This is a genomic window from Amycolatopsis sp. WAC 04182, assembly GCF_003947465.1.
Lineage (GTDB): Bacteria > Actinomycetota > Actinomycetes > Mycobacteriales > Pseudonocardiaceae > Amycolatopsis.
Window position 1 is genome coordinate 708,234 of record NZ_QHJJ01000003.1, and the last position, 17,291, is coordinate 725,524.

The following is a 17,291-nucleotide window of genomic DNA, read 5'->3' on the forward strand; positions in this document are numbered from 1 at the left end:
GCGGTGGTCAGCTCACCCGCAGCACGGCCGCGCCGTTGACCCGGTCCGCCGCCAGATCCGTGAGCGCCCGATCCGCCCCGTCCAGCGGGTACGGCACCGTGCTCACCTCGAGGTGGTGGGTCCCCGCGAAGGCCAGGAACTCCCGCGCCTCGGCGCGCGTGTTCGCCGTGACGCTGCGCAGCTGACGTTCCTGGAAGAGGTGCCGTTGATAGTTCAGTGACGGGATGTCGGAGAGATGGATCCCGGCGAGTGCCAGTGTCCCGCCACGATCGAGAGCCTCGAGGGCGGGTGGAACCAGTTCTCCGGCAGGCGCGAACAGGATCGCCGAGTCCAGAGGTTCAGGCGGCGGCTCGGCGGCCGCGACAGCCGAGGCCGCTCCGAGAGCCAAAGCCAGCTTCCTGGCTTCCTCGCTGCGGGTCATCACGTGCACGGTGGCGCCACGCGCGATCGCCACCTGAGCGGTCAGGTGGGCACTTCCGCCGAACCCGTAAATCCCCAGCCGACCACCCTCGGGTACCTGCGCCCGCTCCAGCGCGTGGTAGCCGATCAGCCCGGCGCACAACAAGGGCGCGAGCTCGTCGTCGGTGTACCCCTCGGGCAGCGGAAGAGCGTAGTCGGCCGGTACGACCGCGAATTCGGCGTATCCCCCGTCTTCGTCCCAACCGGTGTAACGCGACTCCGGACACAGGTTCTCCCGGCCTCGAAAGCAGTATCGGCACCGGCCGCAGGTTTCCCGTAACCAAGCGATTCCGACCCGGTCGCCCGTCCTCAAGCCGGAGACGCCGTCCCCCACGGCGACCACCTCGCCGACCACCTCGTGGCCCGGAATCACCCCCGCCCGATGTACCGGCAGGTCACCCTCGGCGACGTGCAGATCGGTGCGGCAGACCCCGCACACCAGCACTTTGACCAGCACTTCGTCGGCGGTCGGCCGCGAGACCGGGACCTCCACCCACTCGAGCGGGCACGAAGCCATCGGCCCGGGCCGGGTGACCCGCCATGCGCGCATCTTCACGAACGGCCTCCTCCGTCGGAAAGTCCTCCGTCCAGGATCGTGCGCCTTTCGGCCACGGGGAAGGACCGAAGGTCACTGCCGCGCGGCGGGTCGAGGCCTCACCGTGGAAGCGGAAGGGAGAGGAAACCATGACTGTGCAGAAAGAAGATCAGCAAGTGACCGAATCCGCGGCGCCGAAGAAGCCGAGCGAAGTGTTCACTGAGAAGGTGCACCGGCTCGTCCGCGAGGGCAACGTCCGGCGCATCGTCGTCAAGGACACCCAGGAGCGGGTGATCATCGATGTCCCCGTGAACGCCGGCCTCGTCGCCGCGGTTTTCGCCCCGGTCGTGACCGCGGCCGGCGCGATCACCGCGCTCGCGGGCCCCTGGTCCATCGCGGTAGAACGCCGCGGCGACCCGGCGCCGGAAGAGAAACCGTCGTGAAACCCGTTCGCTTCTGGGTCGGGCTGGTCCTGGTCGCCCTGGGCGTGCTGGGAATCCTCGACGCGACCGGTGTCCTCGAAACCGGCGGCTTGCTCAGCGCGTGGTGGCCGGCCTCCTTGGTCGGCCTCGGCATCGTCGCGATGCTGTCCCAGCGGCGGATGTCGATCGGACCGGCCGCCGTGACGGTGATCGGGCTCATCCTGCTCGCGGGCACCCTGGACCTGGCGGAAGGCGGCCTGTGGTGGCCTGCCCTGCTGGCGGCGGCGGGATTCGCCGTGCTCGCCGGACTGCGCCGGGAGCACGGCACCAGGACACCGCTCGTGATGTTCGGTGGAGCGACCACCAGGGAACAGTCCCGCCACCTGCGGCACACCGACGTCTCGGCGATCTTCGGCGGTTCGACGCTCGACCTTCGTCAAGCCAGGATCGACGAGGGAGCGACGGTGGACGCCTTCGCCTTGTTCGGCGGTGTCAAGGTGCTGGTGCCGCGGGGCTGGCGGGTCTCGCTCGGCGGTCTGCCGTTCATGGGCGGACTGGAGGACAAGACCGACGGGACCGGTGATCTCCCGGCGGACGCTCCCGTGCTCGCCGTGAACGGGACCGCGATCTTCGGAGGCGTTGAGGTCACGAACACACCGGAGAAATGACGAAGTGACTGCGCGGTGCCGTCGCGGCCCAGATGTCGCGCCGGTACCGCAGCAGCCGAGCCCTCACATCGTCGCGATCGGCTCGCGGCTCCGGCGGGACAGGGCTGGTGGACGCGCCACCGGCGGCTTGGACCGCGGTCACGAACCGGCCGACCGTGTCCGGCGAGGGCACGAGTTCGCCCCCGAGGTAGGCGAGCACCAGCAGGTCCTCTCCGGAATGTGTCTCCATGGCGAAAGCCCAGCCGTGGCGCTCGTCCCACAGCAAGGCTGTGTCCCGCCGCGGCTGGCGGGGCAACCGCTGGTCCAGGGCGATGTAGGCCGATGTGGGGTGATCGAGATCCATGGCGCAGGACTCTTCCCCCACGCCCACCGCGGCGCTCACCGCGACCAGGTAGCCCGCCAGCCCACACCGCAGGTCGTGATCGAGTTCGATTCCGGTCAGCAGGGAAATCACCCTCCGTCGAGTCTGAGCTTCACCGGCCACTTCGGACCGGCCTCGCCAGACCGTACGAGTTCGCCTCGTTCGAGGGATGGCGGCATTAGGCCCCTCGGCGAAGGACTTTCGTCCCTCGCGACGTCGGCGCTAAGTCCATAACGGACGAAGGGCACGGCGGAGATCACGCCAGGCATCCGGCAGCGCGTCGACGCATCGATCGGCGTTGGCCGTCTCCTGCGCCCGCACCGCCGCCAAGGTACCGTCCGCGACCTCCAAGGCACTCACGAGCTCGCGGGCGACGACCGCGTCTTGGAATTCCCCGAGAAGGTCCTGGAAGGCACGCACTGTCTGCTTGGCGTCGACCGGCAGCGCCTCGGCTCCGGCCTCCAGCGCGTACCGCAGCCGCTTGGCCGCTTTCCGTACACCGTGAACGGCGCGGTCACGTTCCGGACCAACCGGCCGCGCGGCGACCCCGGACACGCGAGCGTCGACTTTCTCGGCCGCCGCACGAGCCAGGTGAGGAAGTACCCGTGTGGCAGGACGCCGGGCCACTTTGGGCCACTGCTGCCGGGGCTTCTCGCTCAGCACCACCTCGAGGACGTCCAAGGCGGTCAGCAACTGCAGATACCGACGGCCGTCGAGCGCGCACCGCGCCCGCTCACGCGCCTCCTCCGAGAGAACGGCGAAGCAGGCATCCGTCCGCTCTCCGGCCCAAGGCCGTGAACGTGCCCACTGGACCTCGATGTCCCGCGCCGGGCCGAGTTCCCCACCGAGCCAGCGCAACTCGTCACCCAGTGCCTTGAGGAGTCTCCGGCCGCCCAGCACTGGGGCATAGGCGGAGAAGACACCTCGCAGCCGCCGGGTGGCCACCCGCATCCGATGCACCGCGTCCGGCTTGTCCTGCCGCGCGGCCAGATCCGCGGCGGCGAGGGCCGCGATCTGCGTACACACGTAGCGAAGGACGACTCCTCGTGCGGAGTCGTCGGGAGGTCGAGGCGATCGCGCGATCCGGTGATCGAGCACCGCGTGAAGTTCGGTCGTCCCGCCGTCGCCGACGCGCGCGACGGCCACCAGGTCGTCATCACGGGTATACGCACGAACCAGCCGGGAAAGGGTCGGTGGGACGGTCAGGTCCGAACCGGCGAAGTGGATCGGACCGTCCGGCGTTTCGAGGCACCACGATCCGTTGTCGACACTCAACGTCAGGTCATTTCTGAGCAGGCGCAGCGAAGCCGTGTCGAAGTACACGGTATCGGGTGCGGTCGCGACGGTCGCGCTCATGGACTTGCCTCCTTCAAGGTCGCCGCGTGGTCCGGGACGTAGGTCTGCAGCAGCCGGTCGGGGCGGCAGTAGCCGTTTGATTCCGGACGCGAGGGGAGCGAAACCGCCTCATGGACGACGTCGTGGTAGGGCACGCTGGAGAGAAGGTGCGCGATCATGTTGAGCCGCCCGCGCCGTTTCTCCTCGCTTTCGACCACGTACCAAGGAGATTCGGCGGTATCGGTATGCACGAACATGTCGTCCTTCGCCCGCGAGTACTCCTCCCATTGCGTCACGGACCGCAGGTCCATCGCGGAGAGTTTCCAGCGGCGCATCGGATCGTCGATCCGGCTTCGGAACCTCCGCTCCTGTTCGTCCCTGCTGACCGAGAACCAGTACTTGCGCAAAAGGATGCCGTCGTCGACGAGCAGCCGCTCGAAGATGGGGCACTGCTGAAGGAACCGCCTGTGCTCTTCGGGAGTGCAGAAACCCATCACCCGCTCGACGCCGGCACGGTTGTACCAGCTGCGGTCGAACAGCACGATCTCACCGGCCGCGGGTAAGCACTCGATATAGCGCTGGAAATACCACTGTGTCCGTTCACGGTCGGTGGGCCTCGGCAGAGCCGCGATCCGCACGACGCGCGGGTTCAGATGTTCAATCACCCGCTTGATCGTGCTGCCCTTCCCCGCCGCGTCCCTGCCCTCGAACACCACCACCAGCCGGGCGCCCTCGTGCCGCACCCACTCCTGAAGCTTGACCAGCTCGGCTTGCAGGCGCAGCAGTTCCCGTTCGTACACCACGCGCGGGATCCGCGCCTTGCCCTTGCCTGCCATGCCCTCGACGGTACGAATCCAGGCGGCATCGGGATTCGGCCGTACGTCCACGGCGGAGAGGTCTTTGGTCATGAGCGACCAGAGACAGCGGGAGGGTCGAAGGACCCTCGGCTCCGTCACGCCCAGTGGGGCCGTTCGCCCCTGTGACCGCGACTCGGAGACGGCGAGCATGAGACCGGTCCGATCCGAGGAGGAAAAGCGATGGACCAGAACCTGCCCGACGCGTACACGGTGAGGGCGGCCATCGCACTGGCTGTACGCGCACCTTCGGTGCACAACAGCCAACCTTGGGACTGGCGGTTCCGCGGTCGCACGATCGAGCTGCGCGCGGACACGGGCCGCAGGTTGCGGCAGGCCGACCCCGAGGGCCGCGATCTGCTCATCAGCTGCGGGTGCGTGCTCCATCACTTCACGATCGCGGCCGCCGCGCTCGGCTGGGCCACCCGTGTCGACCGGATGCCCGATCCTGGCGTGCTGGCCCGGATCGAACTCTTTCCTCGTGAGCCGCGTGAAGAGGACATCGCGCTGGCCACGGCGATACCTCGACGCCGATCGGATCGCCGCCGGTTTGCCACTCGGCCATTGACGGCCTGGGAGGAGAACCGTCTCGTAAGAAGCGCGACAGACCACGACGCGACGTTGCGCTTCGTGGACGGTGCCCCACAGCGTTCGGCGTTGACGGCGGCGGCGGTGGAGGCTCGGGGCCTGCACCGGGCCGACCCGGACTACGGGATCGAACTCGCGTCCTGGAGCGGACGGCGGTACGCGGCAGACGGCGTACCCGCACGAAACGCCGTCCTGACCACCGCGGCACCGCTGGTACGAGACTTCTCCGACGCCCTGCTCGCCGACACCGACGCCCAGGATGGCGCCGCGCTGACCATCCTGTCGACCGCGGACGACACTCCGCTCGACAGGCTACGGGCAGGCGAAGCCGCCAGCGCCGTGGCGCTGACGGCGACCCGGCTGAACCTCGCGTCCTGCCTGGTCACGGAGCCACTGGAGCTGACCTGCACCCGTGGGCTGGTCCGCGATTGCGTCGTCACCGAGGGAGCCGAGCCTCAGCTCGTCGTGCGAATCGGCCACCTACCCGACGGCACTCCCCCGCTCCCCCACGACGGCCGATCGCGGAAGTCCTGCGGCCACTCGGCCACTACGGGATCGGCCTGCCGATACCTCCACGAACCCGTGGACCGCGTTGAGCGGGCTCCAGACGGAAGCGAGACCAAGGAACGGCGAATGCATGCCTTTGCAAGCGGCCCAGAATCTCCCCAAGGATCCACTATGGACGTTTGCGACAGCTAACGCAGCAGGTAACGGTGACACCGAGGCGACGGCCTGCGCCCAACTTCGCTCTGTGCGACATGATCCCCAACGCCGAACACTGGCGGGTCTCCGTGCACGAGGCGCAAGAACTCCAGCACGCGATCATGGGCTACCTGCCCGGCTACGCCACTCCGCGGATCGTCTGCGACGTGCCCTACGTCGGGAAGCGGTGGGTCCACCAGCTCGCCGAGTACGACCGTGAGCTCGGCATCTCCTACTGGACCAAGAACTACCGTACCGGGATCGAGCACGAGGACCCGGAGGCCTTGCAGCGCAAATACCCGTACTACGACCCGATCTCCACGCTGCCGGAAGCCGGCCAGCGCTGGTGGCGCGACCAGCCCCGGACGGACTGACCGGCCGGCCCGTCAGATACGTCCCGAGGGGGCGTTCAGGCTCGTGTGCGAGCTTTGAACGCCCCCTCCGTCGTACCGGCTGTTTGTGCCGGTCAGGACCGGACGTCGACCGGCCCGGAAGTTGACCGGAGTGATCCCCGGGAGGGTGATCGCGACCGACGAGGCCGGCGTGGCGGGCACACCGTCCTCATGGTTAGAGATCACTAACAGGTGCGTCTACCGTTGTGACCATTGTTCTTCGGCTGCGCCGCAACTGATGGTTTTCGCTCCACCGAAAACATCTAGTCCCGGTCCCGGCAGACTCATATTCTCCGATTGCACGGCACCGGACCAATTCGGGTGCCAGATCAACTGGAGGAATCGTATGATCAGCAAGACCGCTATACGCCTGACCACAATGGCCGCCGCTCTCGGGATCGCCGTTTTCGCTCCGGCGACGGCCTCGGCGGCGTCATCCGTAAAGGATGAGACAATCAGGGCATATATGCACGATGGGCACGCCACGTTCAAGGGACACGGGGAACACCTTTACGCCTGCGACGAAGCGTTTGATGGTGACACCATCGTCGCCAAGCTGTGGGTCGATGGAAAGCTTCGCGCCAAGGTCGAAGACGAAAACGGGGCGGCTGCAGGTTGCGGGCATTTCGACGACGCGATCAAGGACGGCACCAAGGTGGCTGTCCAGGTATGCCACAAGGAAGACGGCAGCTGCTCTGGCCGCGTATATGGAACAGCGTGATTTGATCACATAACCGGAAGCCGGTTTTCTTGCGGTTCGAGTTGGCGTGCCCGGATTTCGGGCACGCCGACTTCCGCGAAAGAGCGCTGGTCAATTTCGTCAGCTCTGTCCCGCCGGAGTTCTAGTGGCGGTGCCACCGGGTGGGGGTGCGCTTGACTGAACCGGAGCCATGGTCTGCCTCGGCGGAGTCGGCAGCCTCGTCGCCGAACCGCTCGCGCGGCTCGGCGTTGGCCATCTCGTCCTATCGGAGCCGACCAAGGCGACAGCTGAACGTCAATCGGTTCACGCGAACGAGTGAAAGCTCGTCAGGCTCTGTGCGGCTGCCTGGAGTATGGCGGCATCTTTGGCTGAGTGACGTGATCTGGGGAGGTTTCGTGTCGCCTGATGCGCTGCATCGCACTGTTCTGGTTGTGGACGTGGAGCGATTCAGCGGCCGGAAGAACCCGGAACAAAGGAATGTGCGCTCCGGCGTCTACACGGCCTTGGCTCATGCGCTCGGCTCGCACTGGAGCGCCTGCCATCGCGAAGACCGGGGTGACGGTGTGCTTCTTCTGGTGCCGGCGGATGTCCCGAAGCAGCTGTTCGTCGAGCAGGTACCCGGTCGCCTGGTGAAAGCGTTGAACAGGCACAACCGGGCGCACAGGACCGGCGAGCAGATCCGATTGAGGATGGCGGTGCACGCCGGGGAGGTTCTGCTCGACGCGCACGGCGCGGCCGGCGTCGCGATCAACCACACGTTCCGGTTGCTCGACGCGGCGCCGTTGAAGGACGCCCTCGCCGGGTCGGCCGGTGTGCTCGCGGTGATCACCTCCGACTGGCTGTTCCGTGAAGTGGTGTGGCACAGCGCTGCCGATGAGACCTGCTATCGGCCCAAGCGCATCCGGGTCAAGGAAACGGAGACGGTGGGGTGGATCTGCCTGCCGGACGACCCGTACCCGCCCGACGTCAGCCAGGCGGAGTGGCCGGAGGACGTCTGCCCCTATCCGGGGCTACGGGCGTTTCAACCTGACCAAGCGCGGTGGTTCTTCGGCCGCGAGGAGACCTTGTCGGTGTTGATGGACAAGATCCATCACCGCAGCGGGCCGGTCTTCGTCGTCGCACCGTCCGGTGCAGGCAAGTCGTCGCTGCTTCGAGCAGGCGTGATAGCCGCGGTCGCCGACAGCGGACGCCCATGGCTGTTGCTCACGCCGGGAAAGGAGCCCTGCGAGACACTGGCGCAGCAGGTCGCGCAGCTCATCGACGGCAGCGTGGACGACGTGCTCTCAGCAGTCGGCTCGGATCTTGCCCTGCTGGCAAGCATGGTGCCTGACGGGACCGTCATCGTGGTGGACCAGTTCGAAGAGGTGTTCACCCTGTGTGCCGGCGAGGCCGAGCGGCGGCGTTTCATCGCCGCACTGATCGCGATGCGCGCGGTTCTCGGGGTGCGGGGCGACTTCTACGACCACTGCCTCGCTGACGATCAGCTCGCGACGTTCCTGCCGGCGAGCCAGTTCAACCTCCAGGCGATGACTCCGGCCGGGTTGCGAGCGGCCATCGAGCGGCCGGCTCGGCAGATCGGGGTCGACGTCGAGCCGAGTCTGGTCGAGGTCCTCCTGCACGAGATCGGGACGGATGCGGGAGGGCTCCCACTGCTGGCCCATGCATTGGCCGCCACCTGGCAGCGGCGCACGGGCGACAAGCTGACCTTGGCGGATTATGACCGGACCGGGCGGATCCAAGGCGCGATCGCGGCTACCGCGGACGAGGCCTACGCGCGTTGTTCCACGGCCGAGCAGCGCATGATTTTCCGGCACATCCTCCTGCACTTGGTCGTGGTCAGGCACGACGCGCCGCCTGCCAGGCGGCGCGCGGATCCGGCCGACCTCGTCAAGGGTTTCGAAGCACCGCGGACCGCTGAGACGGTTCTCGGCTGGCTGATCGAGAAACGTCTGGTCACGCTGGACGACAACGCCGTCGAGCTTTCCCACGAAGTGTTGCTGCGGGCGTGGCCGCAGCTCGGCGCCTGGATCGAGGCGGGCCGCAACGATCAGGTCGTCCGGCAGCAGTTGATCGAGGCCGCCGAACAGTGGGAGAGAGAAGGGAAACCGGTCGGATCGCTCTATCGTGGCGATCGGCTGGCCATCGCAAGGGGGTGGCAGTCCAGGAGTGAGCACCGCGCCGACCTCACGCCGCTCGGAGCGGCCTTCCTCAGCGCGTCGATCCGGCACGAAAGCCGGCGGGCCAGAGTTCGCCGGACCGCGGTCACCATGCTGGCCGTTCTCGGCCTTGTCGCGTCCAGTGCCGCTGTCTACGCCTTCCAGCAACGCGACATCGCCCAGGAACAACGTGACGCCGCGATCTTCAACAAGGTCACCGCCGAGGCGAACCGGATACGGACCATCGACGTGTCGCTGGCGGCCCAGCTCGATCTCGTCGCCCACCGCATGCGCCCGGCCGATCCGGACACGCGCACCCACTTGCTCGTCGACGCGAACGCGCCGCTGTCCGCCACGTTGCCCTCGGGCGCCAAGGACGTCAGCGTGGTGGCGTTCAGTCCCGATGGGCGAACGCTGGCCACCGGCAGCGGCAGCGGTGACAGACTCGTGCGATTGTGGAACGTCGCTGATCTGGCCCGCCCGGTGCTCCTGAACGAAACCATCAGTCACGGCGAAGCGACTCGTGCGCTGGCGTTCAGCCCGGACGGACGCACTCTGGGCACTGGCGGCGCAGACAACACAGTGCGGCTGTGGAACGTCACCGACCCCGCCCGCCCTGAGGCGTTCGGCCTGCCGATCACGGGGCACACCAAGACGATCCGGTCGTTGGCGTTCAGTCCTGACGGGCGGACGTTGGCCGGCGCGGGCGAGGATCGGACCGTACGGCTGTGGAACGTCACCGACCTCGCTCAGCCCACGGCACTCGGCCCACCGATGGTCATGCACACCGACACCATCCACTCCGTGGCGTTCAGTCCTGATGGCCGGACGCTGGCCACCGGCGGCGATGACTACACCGTGCGGCTGTGGGACATCGCCGCGCCGGACCGAGCCAAACCCTTCGGGCCACCGTTGACCGGACACACCGGGGCCGTCCATTCGGTGGCGTTCAGTCCCGATGGACGGACGCTGGCCAGTGCGAGCAACGACCGGACAGTACGGCTGTGGGGCGTTGCCGACCCGGCTCGTCCGGTGGCGCTGGGCCGGCCGATCACGGGGCATGCCAGCGCAATCCGGACATTGGCGTTCGGGCCAGACGGGCGGACGCTGGCCACCGGCGGCGATGACCACACCGTGCGGCTGTGGAACGTCACCGATCCGGCCCGCCCCACGCGCATCGGCGCGCCGATCACCGGGCACGCCGACGCGGTCCGTTCGATGGCGTTCAGCCCGGATGGCCGCGTCCTGGCCACCGCCAGTGGCGACCGGGCGGTAAGGCTGTGGAACATACCCGACACTGTCCTAACTGGACATACGGGGGAAGTCAACGCGGTGGCGTTCAGCCCTGACGGCCGCATCCTGGCCACCGGCGGCGGCGACCGGACCGTCCGGTTGTGGACGCCGGCCGATCGGCGGCAGCTGGGCCGGCCGCTCACCGGCCACCAAGACGACATCAAGGCCTTGGCGTTCAGTCCGGACGGCCGCGTGCTGGCCACCGGCGGCGGCGACCAGACCGTGCGACTGTGGAACGTCACCGATCCGACCCGCCCGGCGCCCATCGGCGCGCCGATCACCGGGCACGCCGACGCGGTCCGTTCGCTGGCGTTCAGCCCGGATGGCCGCATCCTGGTCACTGGCGGCGATGTGAAGGACGAGAACACCGCGCGGCTGTGGAACGTCACCGACCCGGCCAAACCCGTGCTGCTGGCCCAGATCGTGATCGGACCGGACGCCAACGCCTTGGCGGTGGCGTTCAGCCCGGACGGAAGAACTCTGGCGACGGGCACCGAATACAGCGACGTCGCGGTGTGGCTGTGGAACATTTCCGATCCGGCCAAGCCCACGTTGCTGGCCGGCCCCCTCAAAGGGCACCAGGACGATATACGCCAGGTCGCGTTCAGCCCGGATGGGCGGACATTGGCCAGCGGCAGCGACGACGAGCAGTTGCGGCTGTGGGACGTCACCGATCCTGCTCACGCCACACCGCTCGGCGAACCCCTTGCCGGCCACACCAACCCCGTCTCGGGGGTGGCGTTCAGCCCAGATGGGCACACGGTGGCCAGCAGCAGCGGCGACAACACCGTGCGGCTCTGGCGGACTGCCGACCGGACGCAGTCGGGTCAGCCGCTCACCGGCCACCAGGCCGACGTCAACACGGTGGCGTTCAGCCCCGATGGCGCCACCCTCGCCACCGGCAGCCATGACCACACCGTGCGGCTGTGGGATCTGACCGTGCCCCAAGCCATGCACAGGATCTGCGCCATCACGGGGAACTCCCTCACTCGCGAGATGTGGGACGAGTTCGTGTCGGCTGAGCTGCCGTACAGTCCTCCGTGTTCTTGAGATGGGGTTGGGATCCCGCGTGCGTCACGGGATTGCGCAGGTCAACGATGGTCACGATGCCGGTTTGTCCGCCAGCTGCTCGAGGCGGGCCATCTCCACGTCGAGGGCGGTTTGCGCCCGGCTCAACGTCTCCGAGCTGTATCCGCCGCTCGACCGGGCTCGCTGAAGGCGTTCGGACTGTTCGGTGAGGACACGTAAGCGCAGCCGCAGGTAGTGGTGCACGTCTTCGACCTGTTCCGGGGCGGGACGATCCGGGACACGTATGTCCGAGCGCACCCGGTCCAGGACCGCCTGGCTGAACGGCTCGTTGCCGGGATCGTCCAAAACGGACTTCGCCGCGTCGGCGAGTTCGGTCTTGAGCCGGATGTACTCCTGGCGCGCCCGGTCCGGATCCTCCGCGGGCACACGCGCCGCGCGGATGACCGCCGGGAGGGTCATTCCTTGGACGAGCAGCGTCGTGGTCGCCACCACATAGGCGATCAGGACCAGCAGGGCGCGGTCCGGGGTGTCCTGCGGGAGGGTCTGCGCCGCCGCGAGGGTGATCGCGCCGCGCATCCCGGCCCAGCCGAGCACCACACCGCCGCGCCAGCCCAGGGTCTCGGTGAGCCGGAACTCGACGTCGGCGGCGGCGCGGTCGAGCCGTTTCCGGAAATGTGCCACCCGTCTCGGTGACGCTTTGTCCAGTCGTTCGGTGACGGCGGGGTTCGACTCGTCGCCCCGCAGTACCGCCTGTGTCGTTTCCAGCCGCGGTTTGAATCGCGCGGCTTTTCGCTGCTCGCGGTACAGGCCGGCGACCAGCGGTCCGACGAAGATGACGCGCGCGACGATGACGAGCGCCGACGCGGCAAGGCCGATGGCGAGCGCGCGCCAGACGCTCGAACCGTCCTCGTGCGCCTCGTCGATGAGGGTTTTCACGCTGAGTCCCATGAGCAGGAACATCCCGCTCTCCAGCAGGAACGCCGCGGTGCGCCAGTTGACGGTCTCGGCGAGGCGGTCCGTCGCGCGCAGGTGCCGTGGGGCGAGATGACCGGTCACCAGGCCGGCGACGACGACGGCGAGCACGCCCGAGGCGCCGGCCTCTTCCGCGGGCAGGAAGGCGATGAACGGGACCACGAACGAGATGGCGGTGTTGAGCACGGCGTTGCCCAGCAGGGCGCGCACCCGGACGTTGACGATCCCGACCAGGATCCCGATCCCGACCGCCACGACGACCGAGAAGGCGAACTCGCCCACGACGCCCCAGACGGACACCGACCCGGCGACCGCGGCGACGGCGGACCGCAACAGCACCAGCGCCGAGGCGTCGTTGACCAGACCTTCGCCTTCGAGGACGGTCAGCAGCCGCGGTGGCAGACCGAGCCGCCGTCCCACGGACGTCGCCGCGACCGCGTCGGTGGGGCTGATGACCGCGCCGAGCGCGAACGCGGCAGGCCACCCGATCCCCGGCACCAGCCAGTGGAACAGCCAGCCCGCACCGAGGGTCGTCCCCACCACGAGCAGGACCGCCAGGCCGGTGATCGGCCGGATGTTCCGCCGGAAGTCGACCATCGGCATGTTCACCGCCGCCGAATACAGCAGCGGAGGGAGCACCCCGGCGAGGATCAGCTCGGGTTCGATCTCCGGATGTGGGACGCCCGGCAGAAAGCTCAGCCCGATACCGGCCACCACGAGGCTCAGTGGAGCGGCCAGGTTCAGCCGTTCCGAGAACGCGGCCACCAGCACGATGATGACGACGCCGAGCACGGCGACAAGAGTCAGGTTCACAGGCTGCACGAGTCCTCTCGCCGTTCGCGGCACTCCGAACGTGTCCATTCGTGACACGACGGCGCCGGACCCGCAAGTCGGAGCCTCAGTTCCCGAAGAGCTCGGTCAGCCAGTCGTGCAACGCGGTCGCGGCCGCCTCCGCGTGTTCGGTGAGCAGCGTGTAGTGGTTGCCCGGCAGGTCGACGGTCCGTGCGCAGAGCGCGGTCGGGAACTGTTCGTCCGCGGTGAAGGACGGCAACCCGGGTAGGGACTCCGCGGCCCGCAGATGCAGGGTCGGCGTGCGGATCGGGACCGGCTCCCAGGTGTCGAAGAGCGTGACGTACCGGCCCATCGCGCCGAGCTGGCTCGCCATCGAACCCGTTTTCCCGCCGGCGAACAGTTCCTGTCGTCCGGCCTGTTCCTGCATGAAGCGCCCGCGTACCTCGTTGCGGTCCGAAGCGGGCAGGTAGATGTCCACCAGCACGACGGCGTCCGCGGGGCGGTTCCGTTCCTCCAGGTACTCGGCGAACGCGCGGGCGACCCAGCCGCCCGCGGAGTAGCCGACGAGCACCAGCGGTCCGGTGCCCACGTGCTCGTCGAGGGCGCGGCGCTGGGCTTCGAACAGGCTGGGCAGGTCCGGTGGCAACGGCTGGCCGTCGGTGAACCCCGGCGGCCACATCGTCCACAGGTCACGGGGCCGCTGCATCGCGGGCGCGATGAACGAATACGCGGCGTCGGTGATCGGCGAGACCGGCGGCACCGCGCAGACCAGCGCTGGACCGCCCGAACCGACGGAAAGCCGCGAGATCCCCACCAAGGAAGCCGCGTCCGTCGAGTCGTCGAAGGACGCCCTCAACAGTCCGGCCATCCTGGCCAGGCCCATCGCGTCGTGCGGTCGTCCCTGCTCGACACCCCGCAGGTACAGCGAGACCAGGCTGTCCGAATCGGACTCGTCCGTCGTGGCCCCGCCGGATCCGTTCTCGGGTACCTCGTCCGACAGGAATTCCGCCAGCTCCTCGACCGTCGGATAGTTGAGCACGTCGGTCAGCTGGAGGTCGACGCCGGTCGCACCCGCGATCCGGTTGCGCAGTTCCACGGCGGTGAGTGATTCGAAGCCGAGGTCGCGGAAGGTGTCGTCCAGCGGGACTTCACGCCCTCGCGGGTACTTCAGCACCGCGGCGACGTGTCCACGGACCAGCCGGACCAGCCGTTCCCGCCGCTCTGCCGGCGACAGGGCGGCCAGGTCGGTGTCCGGCCCTGCGTGCTCCTCCCCCGCCGTTCCGCCGTCGCCGAATTCCGGCAGGATCGGGTCGAGCCAGTACCGGTCGCGTTGGAACCGGTAGGGCGGAAGATCCACCCGGCGTGCCCCGCTGCCTTCGAAAACGACCTGCCAGTCCACTTCGACCCCGGCGACGTGGGCTTCGGCGAGGGCGCGCAGGAACCGGTCCGGGCCGCCTTCGCCCCGATGCAGCGTCCCGAGCACGGAGGCGGTCGCACCACTCGCGTCCAGGGTCTCGCGCATCGCGCCGGCCAGCACCGGATGCGGGCTCACCTCGAGCAGCACGCGGTGACCGTCGCGCAGCAGCGTGCTGGTCACCTCGTCGAACCGGACCGTTTCCCGCAGGCCGCGGTACCAGTACCCGGCGTCCAGCGGTTCGCCGTCGAGCCACCGGCCGGTCCGGCCGGAAACGAACGGCAGTACCGGGTCGGCGGGCACCAGCGGCGCCAGCTCGCGCAGGACGGTGTCCCGGATCCGTTCGACGTGGGCCGAATGTGACGCGTAGTCGACCGGGACGCGGCGCGCCCGCAGGCCTCGCTTCCCGCATTCGTCGAGCAGTTCCGTCAGCGCGGCCGGGATACCGGAGACCACTGTGGACAGTGCGCCGTTGACCGCGGCGACGGTGAGGTCACCAGCCACGCCGTCGAGGAGTTCGGCCGTCGCCTCGGCGCCGAGGGCGACCGAGATCATCCCGCCGGTTCCCGACAGCGCCGTAAGCGCACGGCTGCGCAGTGCGGCCACCCGCATGGCGTCGGAAAGGCTCAGTCCACCGGCGATCCAGGCCGCCGGGATCTCGCCCTGCGAGTGACCGGCGACGGCGGCCGGCTCCACCCCGTGATGCCGCCAGAGCCGCGCGAGCGAGATCATCACGGCGGCCAGCACGGGCTGGACCACGTCGACGCGTTCGAGCGAAGGTGAGCCCTCGGTCCGGCGCAGGACGTCGACCAGGGACCAGTCGACGAACGGGGTCAACGCCTTCTCGCACTCGACGATCTGCTCGGCGAACACGGGCGACGTGTCCAGCAGGTCCACCGCCATTCCCTGCCATTGCGCGCCCTGCCCCGGGCAGATGAACACCGCACCGGCGTCCGGGATCGCGGTGCCTTCGACCACGAACGGCGACGGTTCCCCGGAGGCGAGCGCGGAAAGGCCGGAGACGAGTTCCTCGCGATCGGCGCCCAGCACCACGGCGCGGTGTCGGTGGTGGGTTCGTGTCGTGGCGAGCGAATACGCGATGTCGGCCGGGTCGGCGTCACCGAGTTCGTCGAGCAGCTTCTGCGCCTGGGCCGCCACGCCGGCCGCCGTGGCCGCGGAAATCGCCCACGGCAGCAGCGGCAGCGGGGTGCCGGCTTCGGCCTCCGCCGGTGGCTCGCCCTGCTCGAGGACGAGGTGCGCGTTCGTTCCGCTCATCCCGAACGAGGACACGGCGGCGCGGCGGGGGCGGCCGGTCTCCGGCCAGGGAACGGTTTCGGTGGTCAGGCCGATCCCGCCGCCGTCCCAGTCGACGTGCGGCGTCGGCCGGTCGAGATGCGGCGTCAGGGGCACGAGTCCGTGGCGCATCGCCATGAGCATCTTCAGCACCCCGGCGATCCCGGCGGCGGCCTGGGTGTGCCCCACGTTGGCCTTGGCCGAACCGACGAGCACCGGCTCGGCCCGACCCTTCCCGTAGGTGGCCTGCAGCGCCTGCGCCTCGATCGGATCGCCCAGTTTCGTGCCCGTGCCGTGGGCTTCGACCACGTCGATGTCCTGTGTGGACAGTTTGGCGTCGGCGAGCGCGTCGGTGATCACCCGCTGCTGCGCCCGCCCGCTGGGCGCGGTGAGACCGTTGGAGGCCCCGTCCTGGTTGACCGCCGACCCCTTGAGCACGGCGAGCACCCGGTGCCCGTTGCGTCGCGCGTCGGAGAGCTTCTCCAGGACGACGATCCCGGCGCCTTCCGCCCAGGCGGTGCCGTCCGCGGCTGCGGCGAAGGGTTTGCACCGGCCGTCCGGCGCGAGGCCGCGCTGCTGGGAGAACTCGATGAACCGGATGGGGCTGGGGATGAGGGTCGCGCCACCGGCGAGCGCGAGGTCGCATTCGCCGTTCCGCAGCGATCGGGCGGCCAGGTGCATCGCGACGAGCGAGGACGAACACGCCGTGTCCAGCGTGATCGCCGGGCCTTCGAACCCGAAGAGGTACGACACCCGCCCGGAGGCGACGCTGGCCGCGTTGGCGATCGAGACCTGCCCGACCAGGTCGACCGGCACCTCCTCCACCCGGGAGGCGTAGTCGCCGCCGACCAGCCCGGTGAACACCCCGGTCCGGCTGCCGCGGAGGCGGGCCGGGTCGACCCCGGCGGACTCGAGCGCGTGCCAGGAGACCTCCAGCAGCAGCCGGTGCTGCGGGTCCATCACCAGCGCTTCCCGCGGCGAGACACCGAAGAATCCCGCGTCGAACTCCGTCGCCGATTCGATGAAACCGCCATGGCGGACATACGACTTACCCGGTGCCTCGGGGTCGGGATCGTAGATCTCCGCCAGGTTCCAGCCCCGCTCGTCGGGGAACTCCGAGATCAGGTCCCGCCCCTGGACGAATACGTCCCACAGCTGGTCGACCGATTCGACGCCGCCCGGGAACCGGCAGCCGGCGCCCACGATCACCACCGGGTCGGCGTCGGCGTTTTCGAGGCGGTTCAACCGCTTCTTGGTCTCGTACAGCTCCGCCGTCACCCGCTTGAAGTACTCGACGAGCTTCGGGTCATCGGACATGGCTGGGCC

The 17,291-nt window shown here is 68.8% G+C and carries 11 protein-coding genes and 1 pseudogene; 6 read left to right on the forward strand and 6 right to left on the reverse strand.

The genetic code is table 11. The features are described from left to right. Positions 1–7 precede the first annotated feature (7 nt). Complete coding sequence (locus DMH01_RS17065; protein WP_125678792.1) at positions 8–1,009, reverse strand: zinc-binding alcohol dehydrogenase family protein; 1,002 nt, start codon at positions 1,007–1,009, stop codon at positions 8–10. Positions 1,010–1,143: 134 nt separating this feature from the next. Here DMH01_RS17065 and DMH01_RS17070 point away from each other — a divergent pair, with 134 nt between their 5' ends. After that, positions 1,144–1,437 (forward strand): DUF4342 domain-containing protein, encoded by a 294-nt coding sequence (locus DMH01_RS17070; protein ID WP_125677888.1) that lies wholly within the window; start codon positions 1,144–1,146, stop codon positions 1,435–1,437. Further along, entirely contained in the window at positions 1,434–2,084 is a 651-nt protein-coding gene (locus DMH01_RS17075; protein ID WP_125677890.1) for a LiaF domain-containing protein, read from the forward strand. The genes DMH01_RS17070 and DMH01_RS17075 overlap by 4 nt, the downstream gene beginning before the upstream one ends. Here the strand turns inward: DMH01_RS17075 and DMH01_RS17080 are convergent. The 3 genes from DMH01_RS17080 to ppk2 form a co-directional block, all read right to left on the reverse strand. Next, entirely contained in the window at positions 2,062–2,538 is a 477-nt protein-coding gene (locus tag DMH01_RS17080; RefSeq protein ID WP_125677892.1) for a DUF6292 family protein, read from the reverse strand. The genes DMH01_RS17075 and DMH01_RS17080 overlap by 23 nt on opposite strands. A 129-nt stretch (positions 2,539–2,667) precedes the next feature. Further along, positions 2,668–3,801, reverse strand: coding sequence for a CHAD domain-containing protein (locus DMH01_RS17085; protein WP_125677894.1), 1,134 nt, complete (start codon positions 3,799–3,801; stop codon positions 2,668–2,670). Further along, positions 3,798–4,616 (reverse strand): polyphosphate kinase 2, encoded by an 819-nt coding sequence (gene ppk2 / locus DMH01_RS17090; RefSeq protein ID WP_125678793.1) that lies wholly within the window; start codon positions 4,614–4,616, stop codon positions 3,798–3,800. The genes DMH01_RS17085 and ppk2 overlap by 4 nt, the downstream gene beginning before the upstream one ends. Before the next feature lie 201 nt (positions 4,617–4,817). Between ppk2 and DMH01_RS17095 the strand changes: the two genes are divergently transcribed. From DMH01_RS17095 to DMH01_RS17115, 4 genes and pseudogenes are all read left to right on the forward strand, one after another. Further along, a complete protein-coding gene (locus DMH01_RS17095; RefSeq protein WP_233621565.1) occupies positions 4,818–5,921 on the forward strand; it encodes a hypothetical protein in 1,104 nt (367 codons plus the stop codon). A gap of 44 nt (positions 5,922–5,965) precedes the next feature. Then, a pseudogene (locus DMH01_RS17100) lies at positions 5,966–6,298 on the forward strand (lysine 2,3-aminomutase); the annotation flags it as partial. Positions 6,299–6,662: 364 nt separating this feature from the next. After that, complete coding sequence (locus DMH01_RS17105) at positions 6,663–7,037, forward strand: hypothetical protein (protein WP_125677898.1); 375 nt, start codon at positions 6,663–6,665, stop codon at positions 7,035–7,037. Between the two features lie 356 nt (positions 7,038–7,393). Then, a complete protein-coding gene (locus DMH01_RS17115; protein ID WP_125677900.1) occupies positions 7,394–11,515 on the forward strand; it encodes a WD40 repeat domain-containing protein in 4,122 nt (1,373 codons plus the stop codon). Between the two features lie 51 nt (positions 11,516–11,566). Here DMH01_RS17115 and DMH01_RS17120 read toward each other — a convergent pair whose 3' ends face one another. Both DMH01_RS17120 and DMH01_RS17125 read right to left on the reverse strand, forming a co-directional pair. After that, positions 11,567–13,279, reverse strand: a complete 1,713-nt coding sequence (locus tag DMH01_RS17120) for a sodium:proton antiporter (protein WP_125677902.1) — start codon at positions 13,277–13,279, stop codon at positions 11,567–11,569. 85 nt (positions 13,280–13,364) lie between these two features. After that, positions 13,365–17,282, reverse strand: a complete 3,918-nt coding sequence (locus tag DMH01_RS17125; RefSeq protein WP_125677904.1) for a type I polyketide synthase — start codon at positions 17,280–17,282, stop codon at positions 13,365–13,367. Between the last annotated feature and the right edge of the window lie 9 nt (positions 17,283–17,291).